Annotated in this window: 20 protein-coding genes; 12 read left to right on the forward strand and 8 right to left on the reverse strand. The window is 37.1% G+C overall.

The window, feature by feature from the left end; translation table 11 throughout:
* Positions 1–156: 156 nt before the first annotated feature.
* The gene (locus PS1M3_RS18330; RefSeq protein WP_008129736.1) at positions 157–1,050 is read left to right on the forward strand and encodes a cation diffusion facilitator family transporter; all 894 of its coding nucleotides are present in this window, start codon (positions 157–159) and stop codon (positions 1,048–1,050) included.
* Between the two features lie 329 nt (positions 1,051–1,379).
* Here the strand turns inward: PS1M3_RS18330 and PS1M3_RS18335 are convergent, their stop codons facing one another.
* Positions 1,380–5,837, reverse strand: coding sequence for an EAL domain-containing protein (locus tag PS1M3_RS18335; RefSeq protein ID WP_203987351.1), 4,458 nt, complete (start codon positions 5,835–5,837; stop codon positions 1,380–1,382).
* A gap of 211 nt (positions 5,838–6,048) precedes the next feature.
* Between PS1M3_RS18335 and PS1M3_RS18340 the strand changes: the two genes are divergently transcribed.
* From PS1M3_RS18340 to PS1M3_RS18355, 4 genes are all read left to right on the forward strand, one after another.
* On the forward strand, positions 6,049–6,600 hold the full coding sequence (locus PS1M3_RS18340) for an isochorismatase family protein (protein ID WP_203987353.1): 552 nt from the start codon (positions 6,049–6,051) through the stop codon (positions 6,598–6,600).
* Positions 6,601–6,732: 132 nt separating this feature from the next.
* On the forward strand, positions 6,733–8,199 hold the full coding sequence (locus tag PS1M3_RS18345; RefSeq protein ID WP_058429850.1) for a methyl-accepting chemotaxis protein: 1,467 nt from the start codon (positions 6,733–6,735) through the stop codon (positions 8,197–8,199).
* On the forward strand, positions 8,183–8,707 hold the full coding sequence (locus PS1M3_RS18350; protein ID WP_203988057.1) for a DUF6436 domain-containing protein: 525 nt from the start codon (positions 8,183–8,185) through the stop codon (positions 8,705–8,707). The genes PS1M3_RS18345 and PS1M3_RS18350 overlap by 17 nt, the downstream gene beginning before the upstream one ends.
* A gap of 414 nt (positions 8,708–9,121) precedes the next feature.
* Positions 9,122–9,316 carry a (2Fe-2S)-binding protein gene (locus tag PS1M3_RS18355; RefSeq protein ID WP_203987355.1) on the forward strand — a complete coding sequence of 65 codons (195 nt, stop codon included), beginning with the start codon at positions 9,122–9,124 and terminating at the stop codon, positions 9,314–9,316.
* 68 nt (positions 9,317–9,384) lie between these two features.
* Here PS1M3_RS18355 and bfr (PS1M3_RS18360) read toward each other — a convergent pair whose 3' ends face one another.
* Positions 9,385–9,849, reverse strand: a complete 465-nt coding sequence (bfr, locus tag PS1M3_RS18360) for a bacterioferritin (protein ID WP_006791630.1) — start codon at positions 9,847–9,849, stop codon at positions 9,385–9,387.
* A gap of 14 nt (positions 9,850–9,863) precedes the next feature.
* On the reverse strand, positions 9,864–10,334 hold the full coding sequence (bfr, locus tag PS1M3_RS18365) for a bacterioferritin (protein WP_006791631.1): 471 nt from the start codon (positions 10,332–10,334) through the stop codon (positions 9,864–9,866).
* Positions 10,335–10,784: 450 nt separating this feature from the next.
* Here bfr (PS1M3_RS18365) and PS1M3_RS18370 point away from each other — a divergent pair, with 450 nt between their 5' ends.
* The 5 genes from PS1M3_RS18370 (at position 10,785) to PS1M3_RS18390 (ending at position 14,727) form a co-directional block, all read left to right on the forward strand.
* Positions 10,785–11,267, forward strand: a complete 483-nt coding sequence (locus PS1M3_RS18370; protein ID WP_203987357.1) for a GNAT family N-acetyltransferase — start codon at positions 10,785–10,787, stop codon at positions 11,265–11,267.
* A 77-nt stretch (positions 11,268–11,344) separates the two neighbouring features.
* Complete coding sequence (locus tag PS1M3_RS18375) at positions 11,345–12,700, forward strand: DNA-3-methyladenine glycosylase 2 family protein (RefSeq protein WP_203987359.1); 1,356 nt, start codon at positions 11,345–11,347, stop codon at positions 12,698–12,700.
* Positions 12,697–13,167, forward strand: coding sequence for a methylated-DNA--[protein]-cysteine S-methyltransferase (locus PS1M3_RS18380; protein ID WP_039037591.1), 471 nt, complete (start codon positions 12,697–12,699; stop codon positions 13,165–13,167). The genes PS1M3_RS18375 and PS1M3_RS18380 overlap by 4 nt, the downstream gene beginning before the upstream one ends.
* 73 nt (positions 13,168–13,240) lie before the next feature.
* Positions 13,241–14,050 (forward strand): transporter substrate-binding domain-containing protein, encoded by an 810-nt coding sequence (locus PS1M3_RS18385; protein WP_203987362.1) that lies wholly within the window; start codon positions 13,241–13,243, stop codon positions 14,048–14,050.
* 92 nt (positions 14,051–14,142) lie between these two features.
* Complete coding sequence (locus tag PS1M3_RS18390) at positions 14,143–14,727, forward strand: thymidine kinase (protein WP_006791636.1); 585 nt, start codon at positions 14,143–14,145, stop codon at positions 14,725–14,727.
* Here PS1M3_RS18390 and ltaE read toward each other — a convergent pair.
* Together ltaE and rlmF are read right to left on the reverse strand one after the other, a co-directional pair.
* Positions 14,710–15,714, reverse strand: coding sequence for a low-specificity L-threonine aldolase (gene ltaE, locus PS1M3_RS18395; RefSeq protein ID WP_203987365.1), 1,005 nt, complete (start codon positions 15,712–15,714; stop codon positions 14,710–14,712). The genes PS1M3_RS18390 and ltaE overlap by 18 nt on opposite strands.
* A gap of 18 nt (positions 15,715–15,732) precedes the next feature.
* On the reverse strand, positions 15,733–16,665 hold the full coding sequence (gene rlmF / locus PS1M3_RS18400) for a 23S rRNA (adenine(1618)-N(6))-methyltransferase RlmF (protein WP_203987368.1): 933 nt from the start codon (positions 16,663–16,665) through the stop codon (positions 15,733–15,735).
* A gap of 128 nt (positions 16,666–16,793) precedes the next feature.
* Between rlmF and PS1M3_RS18405 the strand changes: the two genes are divergently transcribed.
* Entirely contained in the window at positions 16,794–17,708 is a 915-nt protein-coding gene (locus PS1M3_RS18405) for an alpha/beta fold hydrolase (protein WP_203987371.1), read from the forward strand.
* Here the strand turns inward: PS1M3_RS18405 and PS1M3_RS18410 are convergent.
* The 3 genes from PS1M3_RS18410 to PS1M3_RS18420 all read right to left on the reverse strand — a co-directional run bounded on the left by PS1M3_RS18410 (position 17,680) and on the right by PS1M3_RS18420 (position 22,285).
* Positions 17,680–19,116, reverse strand: a complete 1,437-nt coding sequence (locus PS1M3_RS18410; RefSeq protein ID WP_203987373.1) for a sulfotransferase — start codon at positions 19,114–19,116, stop codon at positions 17,680–17,682. The genes PS1M3_RS18405 and PS1M3_RS18410 overlap by 29 nt on opposite strands.
* An 85-nt stretch (positions 19,117–19,201) precedes the next feature.
* Positions 19,202–21,784, reverse strand: coding sequence for a TonB-dependent siderophore receptor (locus PS1M3_RS18415; protein WP_203987376.1), 2,583 nt, complete (start codon positions 21,782–21,784; stop codon positions 19,202–19,204).
* 330 nt (positions 21,785–22,114) lie between these two features.
* Positions 22,115–22,285 carry an oxidoreductase-like domain-containing protein gene (locus PS1M3_RS18420; protein WP_203987379.1) on the reverse strand — a complete coding sequence of 57 codons (171 nt, stop codon included), beginning with the start codon at positions 22,283–22,285 and terminating at the stop codon, positions 22,115–22,117.
* 102 nt (positions 22,286–22,387) lie between these two features.
* On the opposite strand from PS1M3_RS18420, the gene PS1M3_RS18425 reads away from it, so the two are divergent.
* Positions 22,388–22,810 (forward strand): hypothetical protein, encoded by a 423-nt coding sequence (locus PS1M3_RS18425; RefSeq protein ID WP_033018928.1) that lies wholly within the window; start codon positions 22,388–22,390, stop codon positions 22,808–22,810.
* The last annotated feature ends 44 nt before the right edge of the window (positions 22,811–22,854 follow it).

Below are 22,854 nucleotides of genomic sequence, written 5' to 3' on the forward strand. Positions count from 1 at the left end.
AATATAGTTTTAGTACAGTTTTGTTGATATTACTAACTTTTTTAGTGCGTTTATGTGAGTCACGCATTATAATTGATACTGTATATCATTACTCCTTTCTTCAGTGAGCCTTTAGCGGCTTACTTGCATTCTAAGTATAGGTAACCCAAGTATTTCATGACCGAAATTACAACACACCAAGCTTCTCGTAGGCGCTTACTCATTGCGCTTGCAATAACATGCTCATTTATGATCATACAAGTAATTGGCGCGTATTATGCTAATTCGCTTGCTGTATTAGCTGATGCAGGACATTTGTTTGTGCATAATAGTTCGCTATTTATTGCCTTAATTGCTTCAAGTTTTGCTATTCACTTAGCTAAAACTTTCAATGATGGCTATCAACGGGCTGAGTTAATGGGTGGGCTTATTAATGGCATTTTATATCTCGTAATTAGTTTGGTGATTCTATATGAAGGTGGGGAGCGATTTATTCATCAGCATGAAGGTAACGAACTTGAGATAAATAGTTACTTAATGTCGGTAATTGCGGGGCTAGGCTTTTTGTTCCACGGTGCCGCTGCTTGGGTATTATACAAGGGACGAAAAGCAAGCATTAATGTTTATGCCGTGTTCTTACATTCGTTTTTTGATTTGATTTCTACTGTGTCCACTTTTGTTGCTGGTGTACTAATATATTTCACAGGCCTTGCGGTCATCGATATTTTATCGAGTATGCTTATAGCGTCGTTTGTATTGTTTACGGGCATTAAAGTAATTATAAGTTGTATTAAAGGTTTGCGTTTAAATAAAGCAAAGCTTCCCAAGGTAACAGATATTGAAAGCGAAATCACAAGCATAGAACACGTACATAACGTACATAATGTAACTGTAACACGTAATTACGATGGCCTAGTGGTGGGGGCTCATGTGGTACTCAAAAAGCACTGTACTATTGAAAAGCATGACGAAGCATGTCGCTTAAAGGTAGAGAATCTGCTTGCTGAAAGGTTTAGAGTAACGAGTAGCGTACTGCAAATTGAAAGCCATGAATGCCATCATATTCACTAGAGTTTATTAACCTTTCAAAGTTAAATTCCAACGGCCTACATGGTGCTTAGGCAAGACAGTGCACATAAGGTGTGTACATTCACAAATAGTTGATAACGCAGAATTAATGCAAGCAGACGCGGCCCCAAAGGAATCTCCCGGGGCAGTTTAATTCTTGTTGCTCGGCTTTGGTTTACTGTTACACCGTGTAAAGGCTGAAGAGTAGTGCAGGAGTAGTAGCCAACCTGGTGCTGCGATTAAACCGCTTTAAGTTTTAACAAACACTAACCCACAAAGGTCATTAGAACTGTGTGTTAGTGGATGGGGGCTCTAATGCCTTGCTAGTTGCTTCAAATAAGCTCAATAATTTTTCTAAAACAACTATTTTCATTAAGTGCTTCAGCGCTCATTGGTTTTGCAAGGTAGTATCCTTGAAGCACATGGCAACCAGCGTTAACTAAAAACTCCATTTGGTCACGATTTTCAACGCCTTCAGCAATACAATATAAGTTTAAATTTTCAGCTAAAGAAATAATAGTTTTAATAATTGACTCGTCTCCTTTGTCCTCACCAATACTATTTACAAAACTTTGATCTATCTTTATGACGTTAATTGGGAATTGGCTCAAGTAAGTCAGCGATGAATAGCCTGTACCAAAGTCATCAAGCAATAATTTAAATCCTGCTGCTTTTAATTTTTGTAACTGCTTAGCAGCTTTCAGTTTATCTTCAAGCAATATAGTCTCTGTAATTTCGAGCCTCAGTTGCTTTGGCAGAATACCCGCGTCTGCTAGTATGCATTGTAAACGTTCGGTTATATTCTCCTTTAAAATATGTTTTGGTGATAGGTTTAAGGAAATATAAAATAGTGGATTGTCATTCAGTAGTGGCGCTAATTCAATAAGTGCGCGTTTAAGGGCTAACTCAGTTAAGCGCTCGATTAAACCGGTTTCTTCTGAAATTGGAATAAACACTGCGGGTGAAACAAATTGCTCTTTGTTTTTCCAGCGCATTAGTAGCTCTACACCATTTATTGTTCTTGCTTCAATATCAACAATTGGCTGATAATGATTAAAAAATAAGTCGGCTTTTACTGCATCTTTTAAATCATTTTCGAGCATTAGCTTTTGTTTTATTTGTTCGTTCATTTCATCGCTAAAGAAGCTAAAACCATTCCTGCCATTTTGCTTTGCTTGCATCATAGCGACGTCTGCGTTACGAATTAAAATGTCGGTTGTTATTGCATCAAATGGGTACAAAGCAACGCCTATACTGGCAGAAATATTAATCGCAAAGTCTTCAATCATCACTTTATTTGCTAATTCTTTACTAATTAGCATAACTGTTTCTTTTAATGAGTCCTGAGATTCTACATTTTTAATAAGAACTAAAAACTCATCTCCACTTTGGCGGCCAAGCTGTGCATTTTCGTTAAGAATATTACTCACCCGTTCAGTAATATTACAAAGAAGCTTGTCACCTACAGCATGACCAAAAGAGTCATTTACTGGCTTAAACTTATCTAAATCTATAAATAAGAGTGCGCAATGTGTATTTGAACTTTCGGCTTGTTTAATGGCTTCCTCAATTTCTTGATACATTAAACTACGATTTGGCAGTTTTGTTAGTGCGTCGTAATTGGCTAAATAACGCAGCTCATTTTCAGCTCTTTTTTGCTCTGTTAGGTCAGAAATAACAATTACATAGTAGCTTACTTCTGTTGTACTTTTTGCTACAGCAGTCACATTAATATGCACTGGGTGCTTACTGCTTTTAGTTGTTTTTATTAACGTATCAATATGCCAGTTTTCAGTTGGTTGCAATTTTTTAAGTATTTTTGCGAACTCTTTACAGTTTTCTTTACCAATAGACTTTATAAATAGTTTCGGGCTAATATTTGTAAATTCCTCTGAATCAGAGAACGTTCTTATAAAACTATTATTTGCTGAAAATGGCATTAAATGATCGTCTAAAATCAGTAACCAATCGTTTATTTGGCTAAATGCTTCACCTAGTATTTTGGCTTGTTCTTCATTGGCACGCTGCTCTGTAATATTGGTATAAATACCAGATACATACAAAGGTTTGCCTGTTTGAGTGTCAAAAATTATTTGGCCAGTGTCTTGATACCACAACCACTGCCCATTTTTATGGCGGAGACGATATGTTAATTGCCAATTTTTATTTTTACTTTTTTTGCTTATAAAGCTTTGCCATTTGGTTTCAAATCGACGCTTATCGTCAGGGTGTATAATAGAATAAAACAGCTCTATCGATACTCGTTCTTCAAGGTTCTCATAACCCAGTTCTATGCCGCGTAAGGTATTTACAGAACCATCTTTAAATCGAAAATCCCATATTCCACTTTTATTATTTTTAAGAGCGAGCTCTGTTTGTTTTTTCGAGTTTATAGTATCTGTATGCGCTTGTTGAATAACATTTTGGCGGTTACGGTATTGCCAGAAAAATAAAGCGAAGAGACTTAACATAACTATAATATAGGTGAATATCGCAAAGGGAGACTTCCAAGGAGCATAGGCTACATTCATGCTCAGCTTAACTGGTGGGGCTTTAATTACACCATCTTTAAAATGTGCGTTTATGGTGAGAGAGTAGCTTCCTGGTTGAAGTTTAGTAAAAAACACCTGATTTGATTTTAAGTTGTCATAGGTAAGTGATGTTGGGCCATCAAGAACCACATCATATAACGTTTTATTTGTATCTGGGTAAGAAAAGTCAGAAAAGCTTACCGTTAACCCCATATCATCATGGCTCAATTTGAGTGGTTGATTACTGTATGCAAGAGGTGAAAAAGGTAATTCTCTTGTCAATAGACTGACATCTGTAATTGCTAATTTATCTTTTTTAGTTGTTGCTTTTGTATTGAAATCAGCAGGATTAAAAAGCAGCGCGCCTGCATTACTACCTAATATTATTTGCCCATTATTCAATTTTCTTTGCGTGTAGTCTGTAAATTTATTGGTGCTTAAACCATCTTTAACAGAAAAACTTGTAACATTAAGTGTGTTGAGGTTTACCTTGTAGAGCCCATTCTCAGAGCTTGCCCAAAGATACTTGTTTTCATCAGGCACTAAAGACAAAATTGAACTTGAATTTAAAGAACTTTTAAGCCCCAGAGAATGTTTACGTTCATAGCTTTGTGGGTCTATGCCAATTAAGCCTTCATAAGTAGTTGCAAGCCATAAAACATTTCTTTTTAAGTCAAGGTAATAATTATCTACAGTGTAATAGATGTCGTCTCTATTCTTTGATGACTGAAATATTTGGGTTAAGCTTTGTGTGGACTCATTGTACCTATATAGGCTGTTGGTCATACTAATTAAAAGTTCATTAGGATGAGTTTTCAGCGGTGGCAGAAAGACATAGGCATATATTGGGTCTAAAAAGTTTTTAAGCCCTTTAATAACCCTTATATCACCTGTTTTTTCGTTAAATAGGTAAAAGTTTTTGTCGTTTGCAAATGCATATTGATGAGTGCCAATTTTGGCAAAACCAAAAACAGTTGGTTGAGTAAGTAAATCGTTATTAGTACTTAAGTTTGATACTAATTGCTTACTATTTTTATCAAACAATTCAAACCCATTGTAAGAATATAGCCATAAATATTGGTTGTTTCCAAGAGAGGAAGCAAAAATATCATAAACTGCTGACGAACCAAACACTGCTTTAGCGTCGGTTGAGTTTAAAAAAGTACGTGTAGTTTTTGTTTTAGGGTTGTATTGAGCTAGGCCATCGTTTGTACCAAACCAAATAGTATTATCTTCGTCTTCGTGAATTTTGTTTATCGTATTATTGACGGGCAACTTAATATTTTTAAATCGTCTTGTATTAATGGGCCACGTGAATACCCCTTGGCTTCTTGATGATAACCAAAGTACTCCTGTTTGGCTTATTGTTAAATCGTCAATTGAGTTATCGTTGATATTAAATTTACTTTTTTCATAATTTAATATGAACTCTATTTCGCCGTTTATTCGGCTAAAACTAAATAATCCTTTTTCTGTTGCTACAAACTCACCCTGCTCAGAATTAATGTAATCCCAGATATTGAGATCGGGAATAAGCGTCGTTATTTTAGAGCTGAGTACAAGGTTATCTTCTGAAAATGCGAATTTATACAGCCCTTCTACCGTGCCAACTAGAAGGCCAAGCTCTTTATCTACCTGTAAAAACTTTACATTGATGTTGTCTATTGTTGTTTTTTCGGCAGAGTGAAGTGGTATTTCTGTAAGCTGATTACTTACAAGGTTGAACGCATATAGCCCATTATTGGCACCAATGAAAAGTGTATTATTGTGTAGTGTTAAAGCGCGAATAAACGAAGTTTTTTCAGCTAAAGCGGCTGTTTTTTTAAAAGTAGCAGTGGTTTTGTCGTAAGTGACTATTTGGTTATCAATTGCTAAGTAATAAAGTTCGTTTTTTTCAGCCATTGCTGCAACAGGTGAATAAATCTGTTTTTCTTTATCGAGCTGACCAGAGTAAATTTTTTCTGTTTTTAAAGTTTGCGGATCTATTATGAATGCCCCAGCTATATCAGTGGAAACAAGTAACTTACCGTCTTGTGTTTTTAACAGCGTAGAAATGTAATGTTTGTCTAGCTCAAAACCACCGTCGAATGTTTCAACGTTATAGCCATCAAACCTATTTAGTCCTTGTTGCGTTGCAATCCAAATGTAGCCAATCTCATCTTCTTGTATTTTTACAACGTAATTTTGTGAGAGGCCTTCATCGGTAGAAAGGCGCTGTAACTGTTGGGCGTAATTTTGCGATGCAAATGCATTGGTCATACACAACATTATAAATAGAACAAAAAGGGAAAATTTACTTATTGGCACTGATGACCGATCTCCAAAACAGGTGCAGCTACATACAGCTAAGTGTTAAATATAGCACAGTTTTTATTTTGTTTTTACAAAAAATAAACATATTTTGTCAGTGCAAATTTAATGCAATGAACTAATATTTAACACTATTTAAGGGTTTTAGGGAGGTCTTAAAATGGCTTTAACAAACATACAAGCCAAAGATAGTCTTTTACTGATCATAGATATTCAAGAGCGACTTTCCTCCATGATTAGTGATTTTCAAAGTCTTTTAAAAAATACACTAAAATTAGCGCAGGCATCTTGTGTGCACGACATACCAACACTTATCTCAGAGCAGTACGTCCAAGGATTAGGAGAAACCGACAACAAAATTAAATCTGTTTTACCGCGTGCTACGTATTTTAGTAAGGTGCATTTTAGTGCTTGTGAAGAAGCTGGCTTCTTAGATAAGTTAATTAGTTTTAACAAAAAAACGATTGTTGTAGTGGGCACTGAGGCGCACGTGTGTGTTTTACAAACGTGTATTGATTTATTAAAAAATGGATTTGAAGTGGTTTTAGTAACAGATGCAATAGGCTCTCGTAATGCTGAGCATAAAAGTATCGCAATAGAACAGCTAAAGCATGGCGGAGCGGTAATTTCATGTGCAGAAATTATTATATTTCAATGGACAAAAACTGCAGCTACGCCTACGTTTAAGAAAATACTACCTATAATTAAATAGGTTAGTTGTATATAGTGTAAATTAAATGTTTATTATTATTAAATTTTAAATTATTCATTGATAATATCGGTACTATTTGGCTGTATTTGTACTAAGTTAAATGTATTAGCAAAATTAAAAGTTAGGGTCTTTATGTCTAGTGTTAGTCGTTTATTAACAGTTATTTTTGTCATCTTATTCGTCGAATCTATAGGATTAGGCCTTTATTTTGGTACGTTAACTCAAGCATTTATAGTCGGTTTGCCGTTGTGTTTATTACCAATATGGCTACTTAAAACTCAAGAAAATAACCCTATTACACCCCACATAGTCGCTGCTGCAATTATGATGTTTTCTTTTTTGCATATACAGCAAGCATTTGGCTTAATTGAAGTGCATTTTGAAATTTTTATATTAATGCCTATTTTAATTGTTTTTGTTCAGTGGCGAGTTTTTATTACAGCCATTGTATTTGTTGCCGTCCATCACCTTTCTTTCTACTACTTACAAACCCAAAATACGGGCTTTTATGTTTTTGACCCTGATAGGCTTGCTTTTAGCACTGTGATTATTCATGCAGCTTATGCAATAGTTGAAGTGCTTGTTGTAGGTTACATAGCAATTACTTTAGAGAGAGAGCGCCGGGCTGGAACATCACTTAGCTCAGCAACTGAGCAAATTATGGAAAACTCTGAGCACATTAAATTATCTCTTAGAGCCGATTACACGCAAAGCGAAGCTGTTGTTGGTTTTAACACCTTACTCGATTACTTGTCGGACGTTATTAAACAAGTTAAAACTCAATCGTATTCTCTAAAAACCAATTCCGGTGAATTAATTCAAGTTCATGATCAACTAGCGAATGGTGCACAGCAGCGAACTCAGCAAACAGATGATATAGCTAATTCGGGTGCTCAAGTTGCGCATGGTTTCAAATTAGTAGAGCAAGAAAGCGAAGTGTTGAAAACACAAGTAGATAGCATCACACAATCTGCTAAAGGGGCTCTAGACGACGTATTACAGACCGACAGTAAAAGTAGAGAGCTACTGAATTTGTTAAATCATACAGAAGAGCAAATTAATCAACTCGTTGCTGCCGGCGATGTCATTTCAAGCTTATTAAACGAAATATCTGGAATTGCTGAACAAACAAATTTACTTGCGCTCAATGCAGCCATTGAAGCTGCCAGGGCTGGCGAGCACGGAAGGGGCTTTGCAGTTGTAGCGGATGAAGTACGATCATTGGCAAACCATAGTAAAGCAACTACTGACAAAATAGGCCTGACTCTTAAAGACCTTGTTACAAATAGTAAAACATCTACCCAATCAATGACTCAGTGCGTAAGCTTTGTTGTTGATTTAACTGAAATAAGCACTGCAATGAAAGAAAACATTTCAGCAATGAGTGAACAGATAAAAGCTGTATCCAGTAGTACTACCTCGGTTGCACAAGTTGTTTCAGAGCAGGCTGGTAATACAGAACAAATTGCTAACAGCACAGACCAAATGCGCCAAAATCAGTACGAAGATTCCAATATTGTTAAGCAACTCACCGACAAAGTTCAGTTAATCGACGTGAGTATTGACGTACTTGAGCAATCAATTGCTAAATTTAAGTAGCCCACATTTTTTAAAGTTTATAATACTAGCCTGGTTAGGATTCGTTATATCAGGCTTAGTATATTTTCAGGTTAGCCAGCTAAAATCGTTTGATAGTGACAGAATATTATTACAGGATGGTTGGTTTTTAAGTTTTAAAAAGCAGCTAGGGTTGAATACGCAAATACACGAGGCGTCTTTAGTTCTTGTCATAGAGCAAAACTGTGGTTGCGCGAAGCAGGCTAAAGCACACATTACCGCACTTAAACGGTTTGCTGACGAAAAAGGCTTTAATATTATCGAGCATCCTTATTCGGCTGAGTTACATCACGTTATTCCAGCTACGCCAGCCGCAGTAATTATGGATAAGAATGGCGAGTTTGTTTATGCGGGGCCATTATCCGAAGGATTGGCTTGCTCACAGGGCAGTGGTTTTGTAGAAACGGCTATGACTAACTTAGTTGCTGGGTTTAACTCAAAATTACTCGTAGCAGATACTAAAGGCTGTTATTGCAAAAATAGGGTTTAGCTTCAGGGGGCCGCTTCCTTAAAGTAAATTTGTTGAGTGTTAAATCACACTCTATTTTTTCAAAAAGAGCCTAACTAACTGAGTAATAAATAGTTTTATGCAAGTGCTTTATATTTGTGTTAGTGCACACTTTTGAGTGAAAGTTTTATTAGTCAACTCTCAAATGAACTAATCTATATTCACTAATTATTAGATTTTAATGATCAATCTATTAATTTGAATCAATGGCGATACTAAATAAAATTGACAAAAGATTAGGGGAACAATGAGTTACCAATTTTTGTATGAGAGGTTACCCTAAAGTTATAATTGGATTTAAAAATAAAATTCAAATAACGCTCTAAAAATTATTGATAACTATTACTATTTAGATTAATATAACTATATTGAAAGTAATTAGAGTGGTTTGTAATCATGTATATTTGTCTATGTCACGGTGTGACAGATAAAAAAATTGAACAAACAATTGATGATGGTGCAACAACTATGCGTGAGTTGGCAAAAGAGCTTAACGTTGGCAGCCAATGCGGAAAATGCTGTGGTTGTACTAAGAAGATTTTGAATCGCAAGCTGATTGAAATTGCAGACATAACAGATCAAGTCGCTTAATTATTTTTAAAAAATATTACATAAAAAAGCAGCCATATGGCTGCTTTTTTTATGTTTATAACGTGTTGTTAAAGTTGAGATTGAAGATAATTTTCTATACCTACATTCTCAATAAGCTGTTGTTGTGTTTCTAGCCAGTCCATTTGCTCTTCTTGCTCGTTTAAAATATGGTCGAGTGCTTCTCGGCTAATGTAGTCTTTTTTACTTTCAGCTAATTTAACCGCAGCGCGAAGTTCGTCTATAGTATCAAGCTCAAAGCTCATGTTAGCAGCAATCATTTCTTCGCTGTTTTCACCAATACGTAAACGGCCTAAGTCTTGTAGGTTTGGTAAACCCTCTAAAAATAAAATACGCTCAATTAAACGATCGGCGTTTTTCATTTTTTGAATTGACACTTTGTAGTCTGCTTTATCAAGCTGGCTAAAACCAAAGTCTTTAAACATACGTGCATGTAAAAAGTATTGATTAATTCCGACAAGTTCATTAGCAAGTACGCTATTTAACGCTTTAATTACCTCTAAGTCGCCTTTCATAACTTTAGCTCCTGCTAACCCATTTGAGATTGATGGTAATTTTCTGAGCCAATTTTTTCAATTAGGCCAAGTTGTTGTTCTAACCAGTAAACATGGTCTTCTTCTGTATCGAACAATAGTTTTTGGAGTATTGCACGAGATTGATAGTCTTGCTGTTCTTCACAGATGGCAATTACATCTTTTACGCAGGCAACAACTTCTAGTTCGAGTGTTAAATCATTTTGCATCATGCTTTTAACATCGTTTCCAATAAGCAAATCACGACGCTTGGTAAGGTTTGGGACACCTTCTAAAAATAAAATACGTTTGATTAACCAGTCAGCATGGTCTTTTTCTTCTTCCATTTCATGATTAAGGCGCTCATAAAGTTTATTTAAACCCCAATCATCATACATGCGAGAGTGTATAAAATACTGATCGATTGCAGCTAACTCGTTGGCGAGTAGCGCATTAAATGCGTCGATTACTTTTTGATTACCTTTCATGATATGCCACCATAGCTTTGTTAATTATGGATAGTGTAGTGTAAAACCAAGTAATTGCAAGTTTTCTCTATAAAAATCATTGTGTTACTATTGGTTTTGATTCTTATTTAAGTTTGCATTGTTGCTTGCTTTATAGGCTCTCTGCGTTTTGGGCGCACAATCAATTTTTGCTTGAATAAGAGTAGCTTGAATATATTTAAAACAGCTTAGGTAATACGGGTGTCGTAATTAACTTTATAGCGCTGAACTCAGGTGCAAAAAATAGCAAACCACATTAATAGTTTTTAATTCAATTATATTTTTTGTTTATTAATCAATTAAGCTAATTAATGTATGGCATACTCAAACACACATTAATTTCATGGTGTGTAATACATTATCAGCACCATAAATACTTACTGAACACATATTTTAATTTAACAATAGTGCAGCACACTTAGGGTCACTACTATGAGCAAGTCAATTATAATTCGCGATGCGAAGCCAAGCGATGCCAAAATTATCTTAAATTTTATTACAGAGCTTGCGATATATGAAAAAGAGCCAGATGCGGTCAAAACAAATGAGCAAGCTATTTTAGATACATTATTCAGCGAAGGCGCCACAGCGCACAGTATTATATGTTTAGATGGCGATGAACCTATAGGCTTTGCAGTTTATTTTTACAATTATTCTACTTGGCTTGGTAAAAACGGTTTGTATCTTGAAGATTTATACGTAAGTCCAGATAGCCGTGGTAAAGGTGCTGGTAAAGCCATAATGAAGCATTTAGCTAATAAGGCGTTGGGCAATAATTGTGGTCGTTTTGAATGGGTTGTTTTGGATTGGAATAAGCCTGCTATAGATTTTTATGACAGTATAGGTGCAAAGCCCCAAACTGAATGGATTATTTATCGATTGACGGGTCAAGAGTTAATAGATTTTGCTAAATAGTTAAGTTCCGATTGTGGCTAGCAATGGTTAAAAATTTATTTAAACTTTGTGCTGGTCACTCATTAAAAGAGCTATTTATGATTTCATCTTACTGGCAAAAAGCACGTCAAAGTCGCGATCACCGATTTGATGGTCTTTTTTATGTTGCGGTAAAAAGTACGGGTATTTACTGCAGGCCTATTTGTCCAGCGCCTACTGCGCTTGAAAAAAATGTTATTTATTATGAGTTTGCTCATAATGCAGCGCAAGACGGTTTTAGGCCTTGCATTCGTTGTAGGCCTGACAGTGCACCGGGAAGTGCGGCTTGGCAAGGGGTCAAAACAACCGCTTTGAGGGCAAAGCAGCTCATTGACCAATACGATGAACATGATTGCGAAAAGTTAGCTGAAAGGTTAGGAGTGAGTAGCCGATATTTAAGATGTTTGTTTAAACAACATTTTGGTTTGTCGCTTACGCAATATCGTTTATTTAAGCAATGTCATTTTGCAAAAAAGCTGATACAAGAAACGCATTTATCGCTAACCGACATTGCATACGCGGCAGGTTTTAAAAGTACAAGGCGATTTAATGATGCTTTTTTCAAACAATTAAATATGACACCATCAGCACTGCGTCAAAATACCAAAATTCAAAGTACGTCACTTACCTTAACCCTTCCTTTTAGGCCTCCTTATAATTGGCTTGCTTTACGCGCATTTATAGAAAAACGTTTAATTAAACCTGTTGAATGGATTTCGGAAAATAGCTACGGGCGTACGTTTTCAAATACGCTTTATAAAGGATGTTTCACTGCTGAATTTATCGAAAGTAAACATCACTTTAAAGTAAAGGTAGAGATAGACGACACGCAATATTTGCAAACAGTTATAAATAATATACGCCGGGTTCTAGACTTAGATGCTGATATTAATTTAATAGAAACTCATTTAAATACAAACATAAACAATGCATTCACACTGTGTAACGGACTTAGGTTGCCAGGTATTTGGTCAGAGTTTGAGGCTGGTATTAGGGCTGTGCTAGGACAACAAGTAAGCGTAGCCGCAGCGCATAGCTTAGTCACTAAACTAGTTGATGAGCTCGGAGAAAAAGACGTAAACCATGTGTATTTTCCGAGTGCCGAACAGGTAGCACAAAGCAACTTTGATTTTTTTAAAATGCCGCAAGCGCGCAAAAATGCGCTACATAATTTAGCCTTGTTTTGCACCAATAACCCTGGCAATAGCGACTTAGATTTATGGCTTGATTTAAAAGGAATAGGCCCATGGACTGTGAACTATGCAAAATTAAGAGGGCAAAGCCAACCCGATATATTACTTGATGGTGATTTAGGAATTAAAAAAGCACAAGCTGCGGCAAGTTCGTTTAACAGTGAAAAGTGCACCCCATTTCGTTCCTATTTAACGTTTCAACTTTGGCAGCAACTATCATGATTATTCAAACATACATAACAAGTCCCATAGACAATATAATAATTCAAGCAACTGAAAAAGGGGTGAGTTACGTTGGCTTTTATCCGCTTGAAACCTACCCACATGTGCCTCTTGCTAAAGTAACTAATGAGCCGATATTAAGCTGTGCGCTGCAATTAAAAGAGTATTTTAACAAAAAGCGTAAAACATTTAATGTTCCATTGGATACTAAAGGGACTGAATTTCAAAAAAGTGTATGGAACGCACTTTTGGATGTTCCTTACGGTAAAACCAATACGTATGGTGATATTGCTCACGCATTAAATAACCCAAAAGCGGTAAGAGCGGTGGGGGCAGCTAACGGTAAAAACCCAATTAGCATTATCGTGCCTTGTCATAGAATTATTGGCGCAAATGCAACGCTAACTGGATACGCTGGTGGACTCGAAAGAAAACGCTGGCTCCTAAAACACGAAGGGGTTTTGTGAATTAGTAGCCGTAAGCTTTGTATCATATATTATAAAGGTTACACTATAGAAAATACTCGAATAAAAAATAGCCATGCAAGTTAATACATTATTTTATATATTTATCTTTTTATGCATCGTACCTATTAATGTTGCAAACGCCGCTGCTAAAAAGCTGCTTTTTTGCTATGAAGACAAGGAAATTGCGCCAATGTTTTTAGGTGCAGGGCAAGAGATCCCGACTCAAAGGCCCGGAGCTTCGGCAGACGTACTCCGGCTATTAGATGATGCGGTTGATGGCGTTGATATTGAGTTTGTAAGGAAACCTTGGCGAAGGTGCTTGAAAGATCTTGAATCAAATAAAGTAAATGCAGTTATTGCTAGCTTCAGAGAAGGCAGAGAGCGAATAGCCGTTTATCCAATGAATGAACATGCAAAACCTAATGCTCAGTTTGCTATTAGCAGGTTTGGCAGCTGCTTGTTAGGTCGTGATAAATTTCGAACGCAATGGCAATCACGTGATAAGTTTAATACCAAAACATTTACAATTGCTGTGCCAAGCGGTTATGGCTTGAGCGCTGTTTTAAAAAAAGAACCTCTTTTTGTTCACGAGACGGTGTCTAAAGAAAATGCATTTGAGCTACTTAACAAAGGGGTTGTGGACTCAAGCATAGATATTTGCCAAGTTAATAAAATTAAAACGTCTAGTTACCCTTATAGTGACACCGATGTAAAAGCACTATTTCCCCCATACGAATTTACGCTTGGTTATTTAGTTTTTTCGCATCAATTTTATGAAAATCATCCGACGCTTAGTAATAAAATGTGGCAGTGGGTTAGTGAATTTGATTCGGCTCCTATCTACATTGATTATTTAAATTCTGCCAAACAACCTCAAAACTAATACTTTAAATCATAAGTTTATTTGGCGTTTGAAATTGGTATTCAGTGCATATTAGGGTAGCATAAGCGCACTTTTTGTAACTTGGCACCATCATGGCTCAATTATACTTTTACTATTCTGCAATGAATGCGGGAAAATCTACCACCTTATTACAATCGGCTTTTAATTATAAAGAGCGAGGTATGGAGCCAGTTATCCTTACTGCAGCTATTGACGATAGAGAAGGTGTTGGCAAGGTTTCGTCTCGAATAGGTTTGCAAGCAGATGCACATGTATTTGATGCAAGTAAAGATGTGTATGAGTTGATTCAATTGCTTAACAATGAAAAAAAGCGCCATTGTATATTAGTCGATGAATGTCAGTTTTTATCCAAAGAGCAAGTCATGCAGTTAACTGATGTAGTAGATGAGTTAGGCATTCCTGTGCTTTGCTACGGTTTACGAAACGACTTTAGAGGTGAGTTGTTTGTTGGCTCTCAATACCTACTAGCTTGGGCTGATAAATTAATTGAGCTTAAAACGGTGTGCCATTGTGGGCGCAAAGCCAATCACGTATTACGTACCGATGAAAATGGTGATGCCATTGCCGATGGTAATCAAGTTGAAATTGGCGGCAACGATCGTTATGTATCGGTATGCCGCAAACATTACAAAGCCGCTTTAAATATGGGCCGATAACGCGTTAATAAAGGTGTCTATATCTTTTCGAGTTATCCCTAAATGCGTAACTAGCCTGAGTTGTTTACTTGGGCTTATTAGAACACCTTGCTGTTTTAGCTTCGCAGCTATATCTACAATATTAAAATCTTCATCACAATATGCATACACCATATTGGTCGTATTACTCATATCTACGTTAAAGCCTTCAAGTGAGCTTAAACATTCAGCTAGGTAGCGCGCATTAGCATGATCGTCTTTTAAGCGACTTATGTTATTTTCAAGCGCATATTGCCCCGCAGCAGCGAGCATTCCGGCTTGTCGCATTCCACCACCAAGTACTTTACGCCAGCGCCTAGCTTTATTTACCAACGAAGACGACCCCAATAATAATGATCCAACCGGTGCACCTAACCCTTTAGATAAGCAAATAGACACAGAGTCAAAATGTTTCGTTATTTGTTTAATATCAACTTCTAACTCAACTGATGCATTAAACGCACGTGCGCCATCTAAATGCAGAGCTAAATTATGCTCATTAACAAAGTCCCGTGCTTGGGCGAGGTACTCTAGGCTAAGTACTTTACCGCCAATGGTATTTTCTAGGCTTAGTAATCGCGTTTTTGCAAAGTGGCTATCGTCTGGTTTAATTGCAGCGGCTATTTTATTGAAATTAATGGAACCGTTTTGTTCGTTTTCTATCGGTTGTGGCTGTATAGAGCCTAGAACTGCTGCACCACCACCTTCAAATTTATAATTATGCGCATTTTGGCCACAAATATATTCGTCCCCACGTTCACAGTGTGCCATTAAACCAAGTAAATTTGCTTGTGTTCCAGAGCTACAAAAAAGTGCGGCTTCAAAATTAAAACGAGTAGAAGCGAAGTTCTCTAGGTTATTTACACTTTCATCGTCGCCATAAACATCATCACCGACTGGTGCACTGTACATGATATCGCGCATTTCTTTTGTTGGCTTGGTGACCGTATCTGAACGAAAATCTATCATATTTTTCCTTTTTCTTATTTAATCAAGTTCATTACAAATTTGTTCACGCGTCTCTTTATCAAAGTAACTCCAAGCAAGAAATCGGCTAACTTTTTGCCCTTGAGCCATATCAATAATTTTATATTCCGCAATTGGGTATGTTTTTAGCTTTGCTTCAAGTGCACTAAGTGAGTCTTTTTTTGATACTAAAGATGTAAACCACAATACTTGTTGTGCAAATTCTTCACTTTCTGCAATTATTGTTGTAATAAATTGTACTTCACCACCTTCGCACCAAAGCTCGTTGTTGTTACCACCAAAGTTAAGCGTTTTACTGGGCGCTTTTCCTAAGTTTTTCCATTTTCGTTCACTTCCTTTTTTTGCCTCTTGTTCGCTTGCATGAAATGGCGGGTTACAAAGCGTTAAGTGATATAAATCTTTTTGGTTTATAACACCTTTAAATATATTAGCCGGTTTTTTTTGCAGCTTAACCGTTATTTTTAAGGCATTAAATTGTGCAATCTGCTTGGCTATTTTAACCGAGATAGGGTCTATATCTGAGCCAGTGAAGTGCCAGTTATATTCACTCGTCCCTGTTAATGGATAAACTAAATTTGCACCAGTACCTATATCAAGTACTTTAACCTGCTTACCTTGAGGGATTGTTTGTTTATTATCTTCGCTTAATAGATCGGCCAAGTGATGGATATAGTCTACTCGCCCTGGTATTGGTGGGCATAAGTTGTGCTCGGGAATATCCCAAAATTCAATATTATAGTGCGCTTTGAGTAGCGCTTGGTTGAGTGTTTTTACTGCTTTATTATTTGCAAAGTCAATACTTTTAGTACCTGCAGGCGTGTTAACTATATAAGGGCTTAAAGCCGGCAGCGCAGCTGTTAGTAAGTTAAAATCGTAACCGTTATTATGCTGATTGCGTGGGTGTAGTTTTGCACGTGGTGTATTTTTAGTCATGAATTTATTTTAGCAATCTATATCAATAGTTAATTGTAACAAATCCTCGTAATTAAAGTGCAGACAATTACTTTGGCATATTTAAAAATACTGGTACGATGAGTTTAGGGTAACAATAAGGATTAAGCGTGGCCATTTCTCAACAATCAATAACTATAAATTTAGCAGATAAACAAACACTGCATTTACGCAAAATATCCGATGAACAACAAAATGGTCCCATCGTATTCTTTATGCATGGTGCAGTCGAAAATGGCAAAATTTTTTATACACATAGTAATAAAGGTCTTGCTCCATTTTTAGCTGAGCACGGATATCGTTGCTATGTCGCTGATCTGCGTGGGCGCGGAGAAAGTAAGCCTGTTATATCTAAATCTGCTGCCTATGGGCAAACCGAAGCTATATTAGAAGATATTCCCGCGTTTATTAATAAAATTGAGCAGCTCGAAGGTTCTAAACCAGATTACTGGGTGGCCCATTCGTGGGGTGGCGTTTTAATGAATAGCGTATTTGCACGCTTTCCACATTATATTGATGATGTAAAAGCATGTGTTTACTTTGGTTCAAAACGCTCACTGTTTAATAATCATCCAAAAAAATTACTTCAAGCTAATTTTATTTGGTATTTTATGGCGCCATTACTTGCTAAAAAGCACGGGTATTTACCTGCAAAGCGCTTAAAGTGGGGAAGTGACGATGAAACCCAAAAGTCGCATTATCAAAGCATGCAGTGGGCTAAAAAAAAGCCTTGGGTTGATTCAGATGATAATTTTGATTATGCAAAAGCACTACGTTCACTTCATTTGCCACCTACGCTACATATTGCAGCGGTTAAAGATAAAGCATTAGCGCAGCCTATTGATATTCAAAGGTTTATTGATGAATCTGGCCCTGGTATCCAACAAATGCGTATTTATGGTCGTCGCCATGGACACCGTATAGATTACGACCACATAAATATGTTAACTCATCCAATAGCCCGCAAAGAGCAATTTAACGATTTACTTCAATGGTTTAAGAGTCACCCTTGTTCATTAGCTTGAGCAAGGGGACTTGGTATCGTTCCCATTTACTAACGGCATTTGTATTTACTGGCTGGCGAACAGCTTGTTTGCTCAGTGTTGTGACGGCTCTTTTTTGATTGTAAAACGATAAGCAGTTTTGCTCATATTTACACCCTAAAAACTCAAAAAGAGTATTTAATTGGTCTTTAGGATTATTTACTAAGTCTTCATAGGCTAAATTAAACACAGGTAATCTTAAAGTATTCCAATGTGTCATTAGTTTTTCATATAAGCCATGGTAGTGCTTAAATTCAGTTAAAGAGCAAAAGTACGGCTCGTTCTCAGCAAAATAATTACTAAATACAGAAAATGCTGTGGCATTAACGTTACGTGATAAATTAATAAACTTAGCGTTTGGAAATAAAATATAAATCAGCCCGAGCGATTGATAATTGCTTGGTAGCTTATTAATAATAATCGGCCTTAACGGTGTCGCTGTTTTTAGTGTATCAATATAAATATTACGAGCTTGATTAATTAGGCTAGGCGTTAAATTGGCTAAGCACTGAGGATACGGAGTTTTGGTTTTTTGCTCTAAAAAGGCAACAACATTATTACTAATACTCGTGTTTTCGCCTAGGCTTGAACATTCGCTATGACTTATAAGCATTTGCTCTAGTAGAGTTGACCCGCTTCTTGGCATGCCAATTATAAATACAGGCGTGATTGTTGCGGAAAAGTCTTCTTCACGTGTAGCCAATAAATCAAGAGTATTGAATTTAATGATCTGATCATAAAAAGGGTCAAGCTCTTTGGTTGTAAACGTACTTAATTTATATTGTAGCGTATTTGCTAGCTCAAAATAGTTAAAAGCTTGATCTGTATCGTTTAGTTTATCGTAACTTTTGCCTAATGCGTAGTAACACACCATTTTAAGACGTAGGTTGTTAGTTTGAGTTACTAAGTGATGCAAATTACTAATGTAATTGTGTTCTTTATTAAAACGGCCAAGTTGTACTAATTCAAACAAAATATAGGCTGTGACAGGGTATAAGCCCATACTCAATGCGTGTGCAAATGTTGTGTGCGCTTTATCCAAATCACCATGTGTTAAATAATGCTGGGCTAAGTAATAATGTGGTTCAGGGTTATGGCTTGCTAGGCTTTTTGCATATTCTAATACGGTAAGTGCGTCCTGTGGTGAATTAACACCATTAAAAGCGTCTGCCAATGCGTGAAGCGGTTCTAACATGTGCGGTAAACGTTCGCAGGCTTTTTGTAGTAAATAAACTGCGGCATCAAACTTTTCTAGTCTTAGTGCTATTTTACCTAAACCAAATAAGGCTTCGCCATTTTCGGGCTCAGTAGCAAGTAATGTTTTGTAATGAAACTCTGCTTCTTTGAGCTTGTTTTGTTCGAGTAGTTTGTTGGCTTTATCTAGTAGCATAGTGGGGCATTTTATTTTTTATTTACTATAAAATAAAAAAGGCGAAATGTCTTAACATTTCGCCTTAATGCTTTCATTCTAAAAATTAGAAAGTATACGTGGCCTTAGCGTAGTAGAAACCACCGTTAATACCGTAAGGAGATGTTTCGTAGTATTTACCACCCCAGTTATTATTTGGGATACCCGTTGCATCTTGGAAATCAAGTTTTTCAGCATCTTGGTCAAGTAAGTTTTGTGCACCTACAGAGAAGCTGATTGAATCGTTCACAAAGTACGTAATTTCTGCATCAAGCGTTACAGATGCGTCTGCTGTTTTAGCTGTTGCATCGTAATCAACGTGAACACCTTGATATTCGCCATAGTAGTTAAGACGAGTAAACGCAGAGATTGACTCCCACTGTTGTGCCCACGTAAGTGTTGCACGGTGGTTAGGTAAGTCTTCCTCTAGGCGTTTAACTTTAAACTCACCCGTAATATCACTGAACTTAGTTACTTCAGTTTCATTCCAGTTGTAAGCAAGGCTAAATGTAGAGCTGCCACCTAAAATATCTGCTGTGTAATTAGCTACAACATCAACACCTTGAGTTGTTGTATCAAAGTCATTAGTGAAGAAACTAACTTGCGCAAGACCTTCAACATTAGGTACACCCGCAGCTGAAAGTGTATCTTTATCAGCTTGGCTAAGCGTAATTTTTTCAGATTGACTGATACGGTCTTCAACTTGAATGTTGTAGTAATCAACAGTTAGGAACAAATCGCCAATTGTATAAACTGCACCAAATGTATAACTTTGCGATTCTTCAGGTTGTAGCTCCGTACCACCAAGTTGAACAGCAACAGGGTTTGTTGGTGGTAATAATGCAGAATCTCTTAACACACCATCACTTAAGTTTGTTTGAACGTTACTTACGTTTGCTTGACCAACGGTTGGTGCACGGAAACCTGTGCTAATTGAACCACGAATATTTAGATCTTCAGTTACATGATACTGAGCCATTAATTTGTAGTTTGTTGTGCTACCAAACGAGTCGTAGTCTTCAAAGCGAAGCGCTAAGCCCATTAAGAAGTCTTCTGTAAATGGTGCTTCAACGTCGACAAATGCTGCGTAGTTACGGCGTGTAAACTCACCTGCTTGCGACGGCTTGAATCCAGGGAAGCCGTTTGAACCAATGCCAAAACCTTGCGCTGTTAATGGGCCCGCAGTGTATGATGCTTCATCACCTGAGATGATTGTAAATGTTTCTTCATGCCATTCTAAACCACCGGCTACGTTCACATCATATGCTAGGCCAAAGTCGTAGCCTTTAGATAGGTCTAAGTTAAAGTTTTTCTCTAACTGCTCATATTTACCAGGGCTAAAGTCGCGCGGTGTGTCTGGGCCTAAAGATGCATTCACCGTGTTGTAAATAAAGTAACGTGATTCATTTAAACCCACAGTACCGCTTAAATCATACAATACGTCTTTCATGAAGCCGTCTGTAAATTCACCTTTTGTACCAATGGTTAAAGAGGTATCAGTGATGTTGCCACCAAAGTTTGGTGTAAAACCACCCGGGATCATTTCGTTAAATGCAAAACAATCTGGGTTGTTAGCTACGCCGTTTACGTAAGCCGGGTCGTCTAATACATTACCATCTGTAATTGAAATGGTAGGACAGTTACCGCTCATGTCGTCAGTTAGGTCTGCAACAAGGAGTGTTGCGCCATCATCGTTTGAATATACACCTGAACGAGTATGCGGGTTACGATAGTAAAAGCCACCACGTACATCGCGCTCAGAGTAGTTACCAAACATGTAAAATTGTGAGTTGTTTGTTAAGTCTAGGCCTACATTACCAAAAAGTGAGATATCGTCATCAACTTCTGGTGCACCCCAAACTTGAGCAAGAGACGAAACATCAGGTACGCCTGCTGCTGCAAAACCTGCTGCATCTGGGCGTTGAACTGAACGACTCGTTGCATCTGCTGTTTTGTATTGGAAGCTTAAGTTTGCAAAACCACTGTCTGTAAACGGTAAACCTACGTTACCAGAAATTTGAGTAGTATCGCCGTCGCCTTCAAAATATTGACCTTTACGAACTTCAAACTTACCGCCTTCTGAAGCGTCTTTTAATTGGAAGTTCATTACACCTGCAATAGCATCAGAACCGTACTGAGCGGCTGCACCGTCACGAAGTACTTCTACTTGTTTAATTGCAATGCTAGGAATAACTGAAATATCGGCGCCTTGTGCACCATCGTTAATACCACCGCCTAGAAATGCGATTACAGATGCACGGTGACGACGTTTGCCGTTTAAAAGTACTAACGTGCTGTCTGATGGTAAACCACGAAGGTTAGCAGGGCGGACTAGTGATGCTGCATCACTAATAGGGTTTTGATGAACGTTGAAAGAAGGAACTGAGCCTTTAAGAAGTTCTAGCATGTCAGTGTTACCTGACTTTTCTAGCTCTTCGCCACCTATGATATCAATAGGAACGGGTGAATCACCAATTGAACGTGGAGCTGAACGCGTACCTACTACAGCAATTTTCTCTACATTCTTATTAACTTTAACTTCGCTTTGTTCATCTGCTGCTATTGCAGAGCCCGAGATGAATAATCCGGCGGTGGTTGTGGCTAATGCAAATTTAATCGCTTGGTTTAGCGTATTATTTTTTAATTTCATTCTAAATTTCCCCAGTTAGAATAATTTTGTTTTAGGCGTACTTTAAAGCACGCCTTAATCATAATTGTGGAACGAACAGAGTGGTTTTACGCGATTGAAGTATCGAATCAAAAGAGCGTAAATACTCACCTTCTGTTAACTCCTGAATACAGACTATACATAAAAAACAACAAGAGCAATTATTAATTAACTATTAAATAACAAAACTTTAATTAGGTAAAAAATCCAAAGGTGGTGCATTTTAGTGCTACTTATAACCATTTGTGTGCAGGTTAAGATGTAATTGGGAATATTAATGCAGGTGGGGAAGGGGTTTTCGAGGTTGGCTTTTTAAATGTCATCCTGTTTTTTTGTTTTAGTTTGCAAATTTGTTAATTTCCATGTTGCTAATTTTTCTCTATATTCATCCCACACACATGAATAACAATTGCCACTGCCGCAACATTCATCAGATTTTGGTTTTTCAGGTTTTTGTGGAATTTGAGTTGTTAAATCAGTCATAGTTAATACTTTTTGGCACTAGTTTGGTGCAAAGGATAAAGTATAGTCATAATCAAGTAAATTATTCTTTGTTAACCCAACAGCATGTGTGAAAATATAGAAATGCGATTATATAAAGTTATTCACCGTGCTCCTTGGCGTGTAGTAAAAATTAGTAAAAAGCGTCAACAGCTTCGTTTTCGTCGTGCTATGGTGGCGCTTAAAATTGCACTTGCACAAGAAAAACAAGAAACTAAAGAGATGTTGGCCATATACAAGCGTTACACACAAGGGCAAACAAATAGTGCAGAGCTTAAACGAGCGAATGAGCAGTTTGTCGATATTTTAAAAGGCCTTGGATTGGGCGTATTTGCTGTGCTTCCTTTTTCACCCGTTACTATTCCACTTGTTGTTAAGTTAGGGCGGTTAGTGGGGGTGGATGTATTGCCCAGCTCGTTTAGCATTAATAAATCAATAAAAGAACTTGATAACGAAATAGAACAATCGCATCAAGAATCAGTTAAAAAAAATATACACAATAAATAACACTAAAAACCCGACAATTAGCGATACCTTTTAATAGTGCTTAT

The organism is Pseudoalteromonas sp. PS1M3 (assembly GCF_016865405.1).
GTDB lineage: Bacteria > Pseudomonadota > Gammaproteobacteria > Enterobacterales > Alteromonadaceae > Pseudoalteromonas > Pseudoalteromonas marina.

Excerpts from the sequence above, each read along its gene's own strand:
- PS1M3_RS18340 (WP_203987353.1), top strand. The coding sequence starts at position 6,049 with ATGGCTTTAACAAACATACAAGCCAAAGATAGTCTTTTACTGATCATA.
- PS1M3_RS18415 (WP_203987376.1), bottom strand. The coding sequence starts at position 21,784 with ATGAAATTAAAAAATAATACGCTAAACCAAGCGATTAAATTTGCATTA.
- rlmF (WP_203987368.1), bottom strand. The coding sequence starts at position 16,665 with ATGACTAAAAATACACCACGTGCAAAACTACACCCACGCAATCAGCAT.
- PS1M3_RS18370 (WP_203987357.1), top strand. The coding sequence starts at position 10,785 with ATGAGCAAGTCAATTATAATTCGCGATGCGAAGCCAAGCGATGCCAAA.
- PS1M3_RS18375 (WP_203987359.1), top strand. The coding sequence starts at position 11,345 with ATGATTTCATCTTACTGGCAAAAAGCACGTCAAAGTCGCGATCACCGA.
- PS1M3_RS18425 (WP_033018928.1), top strand. The coding sequence starts at position 22,388 with ATGCGATTATATAAAGTTATTCACCGTGCTCCTTGGCGTGTAGTAAAA.
- PS1M3_RS18355 (WP_203987355.1), top strand. The coding sequence starts at position 9,122 with ATGTATATTTGTCTATGTCACGGTGTGACAGATAAAAAAATTGAACAA.
- PS1M3_RS18335 (WP_203987351.1), bottom strand. The coding sequence starts at position 5,837 with ATGACCAATGCATTTGCATCGCAAAATTACGCCCAACAGTTACAGCGC.
- PS1M3_RS18330 (WP_008129736.1), top strand. The coding sequence starts at position 157 with ATGACCGAAATTACAACACACCAAGCTTCTCGTAGGCGCTTACTCATT.
- PS1M3_RS18420 (WP_203987379.1), bottom strand. The coding sequence starts at position 22,285 with ATGACTGATTTAACAACTCAAATTCCACAAAAACCTGAAAAACCAAAA.
- PS1M3_RS18410 (WP_203987373.1), bottom strand. The coding sequence starts at position 19,116 with ATGCTACTAGATAAAGCCAACAAACTACTCGAACAAAACAAGCTCAAA.
- ltaE (WP_203987365.1), bottom strand. The coding sequence starts at position 15,714 with ATGATAGATTTTCGTTCAGATACGGTCACCAAGCCAACAAAAGAAATG.
- PS1M3_RS18385 (WP_203987362.1), top strand. The coding sequence starts at position 13,241 with ATGCAAGTTAATACATTATTTTATATATTTATCTTTTTATGCATCGTA.
- PS1M3_RS18345 (WP_058429850.1), top strand. The coding sequence starts at position 6,733 with ATGTCTAGTGTTAGTCGTTTATTAACAGTTATTTTTGTCATCTTATTC.
- bfr (WP_006791630.1), bottom strand. The coding sequence starts at position 9,849 with ATGAAAGGCGACTTAGAGGTAATTAAAGCGTTAAATAGCGTACTTGCT.
- PS1M3_RS18380 (WP_039037591.1), top strand. The coding sequence starts at position 12,697 with ATGATTATTCAAACATACATAACAAGTCCCATAGACAATATAATAATT.
- bfr (WP_006791631.1), bottom strand. The coding sequence starts at position 10,334 with ATGAAAGGTAATCAAAAAGTAATCGACGCATTTAATGCGCTACTCGCC.
- PS1M3_RS18390 (WP_006791636.1), top strand. The coding sequence starts at position 14,143 with ATGGCTCAATTATACTTTTACTATTCTGCAATGAATGCGGGAAAATCT.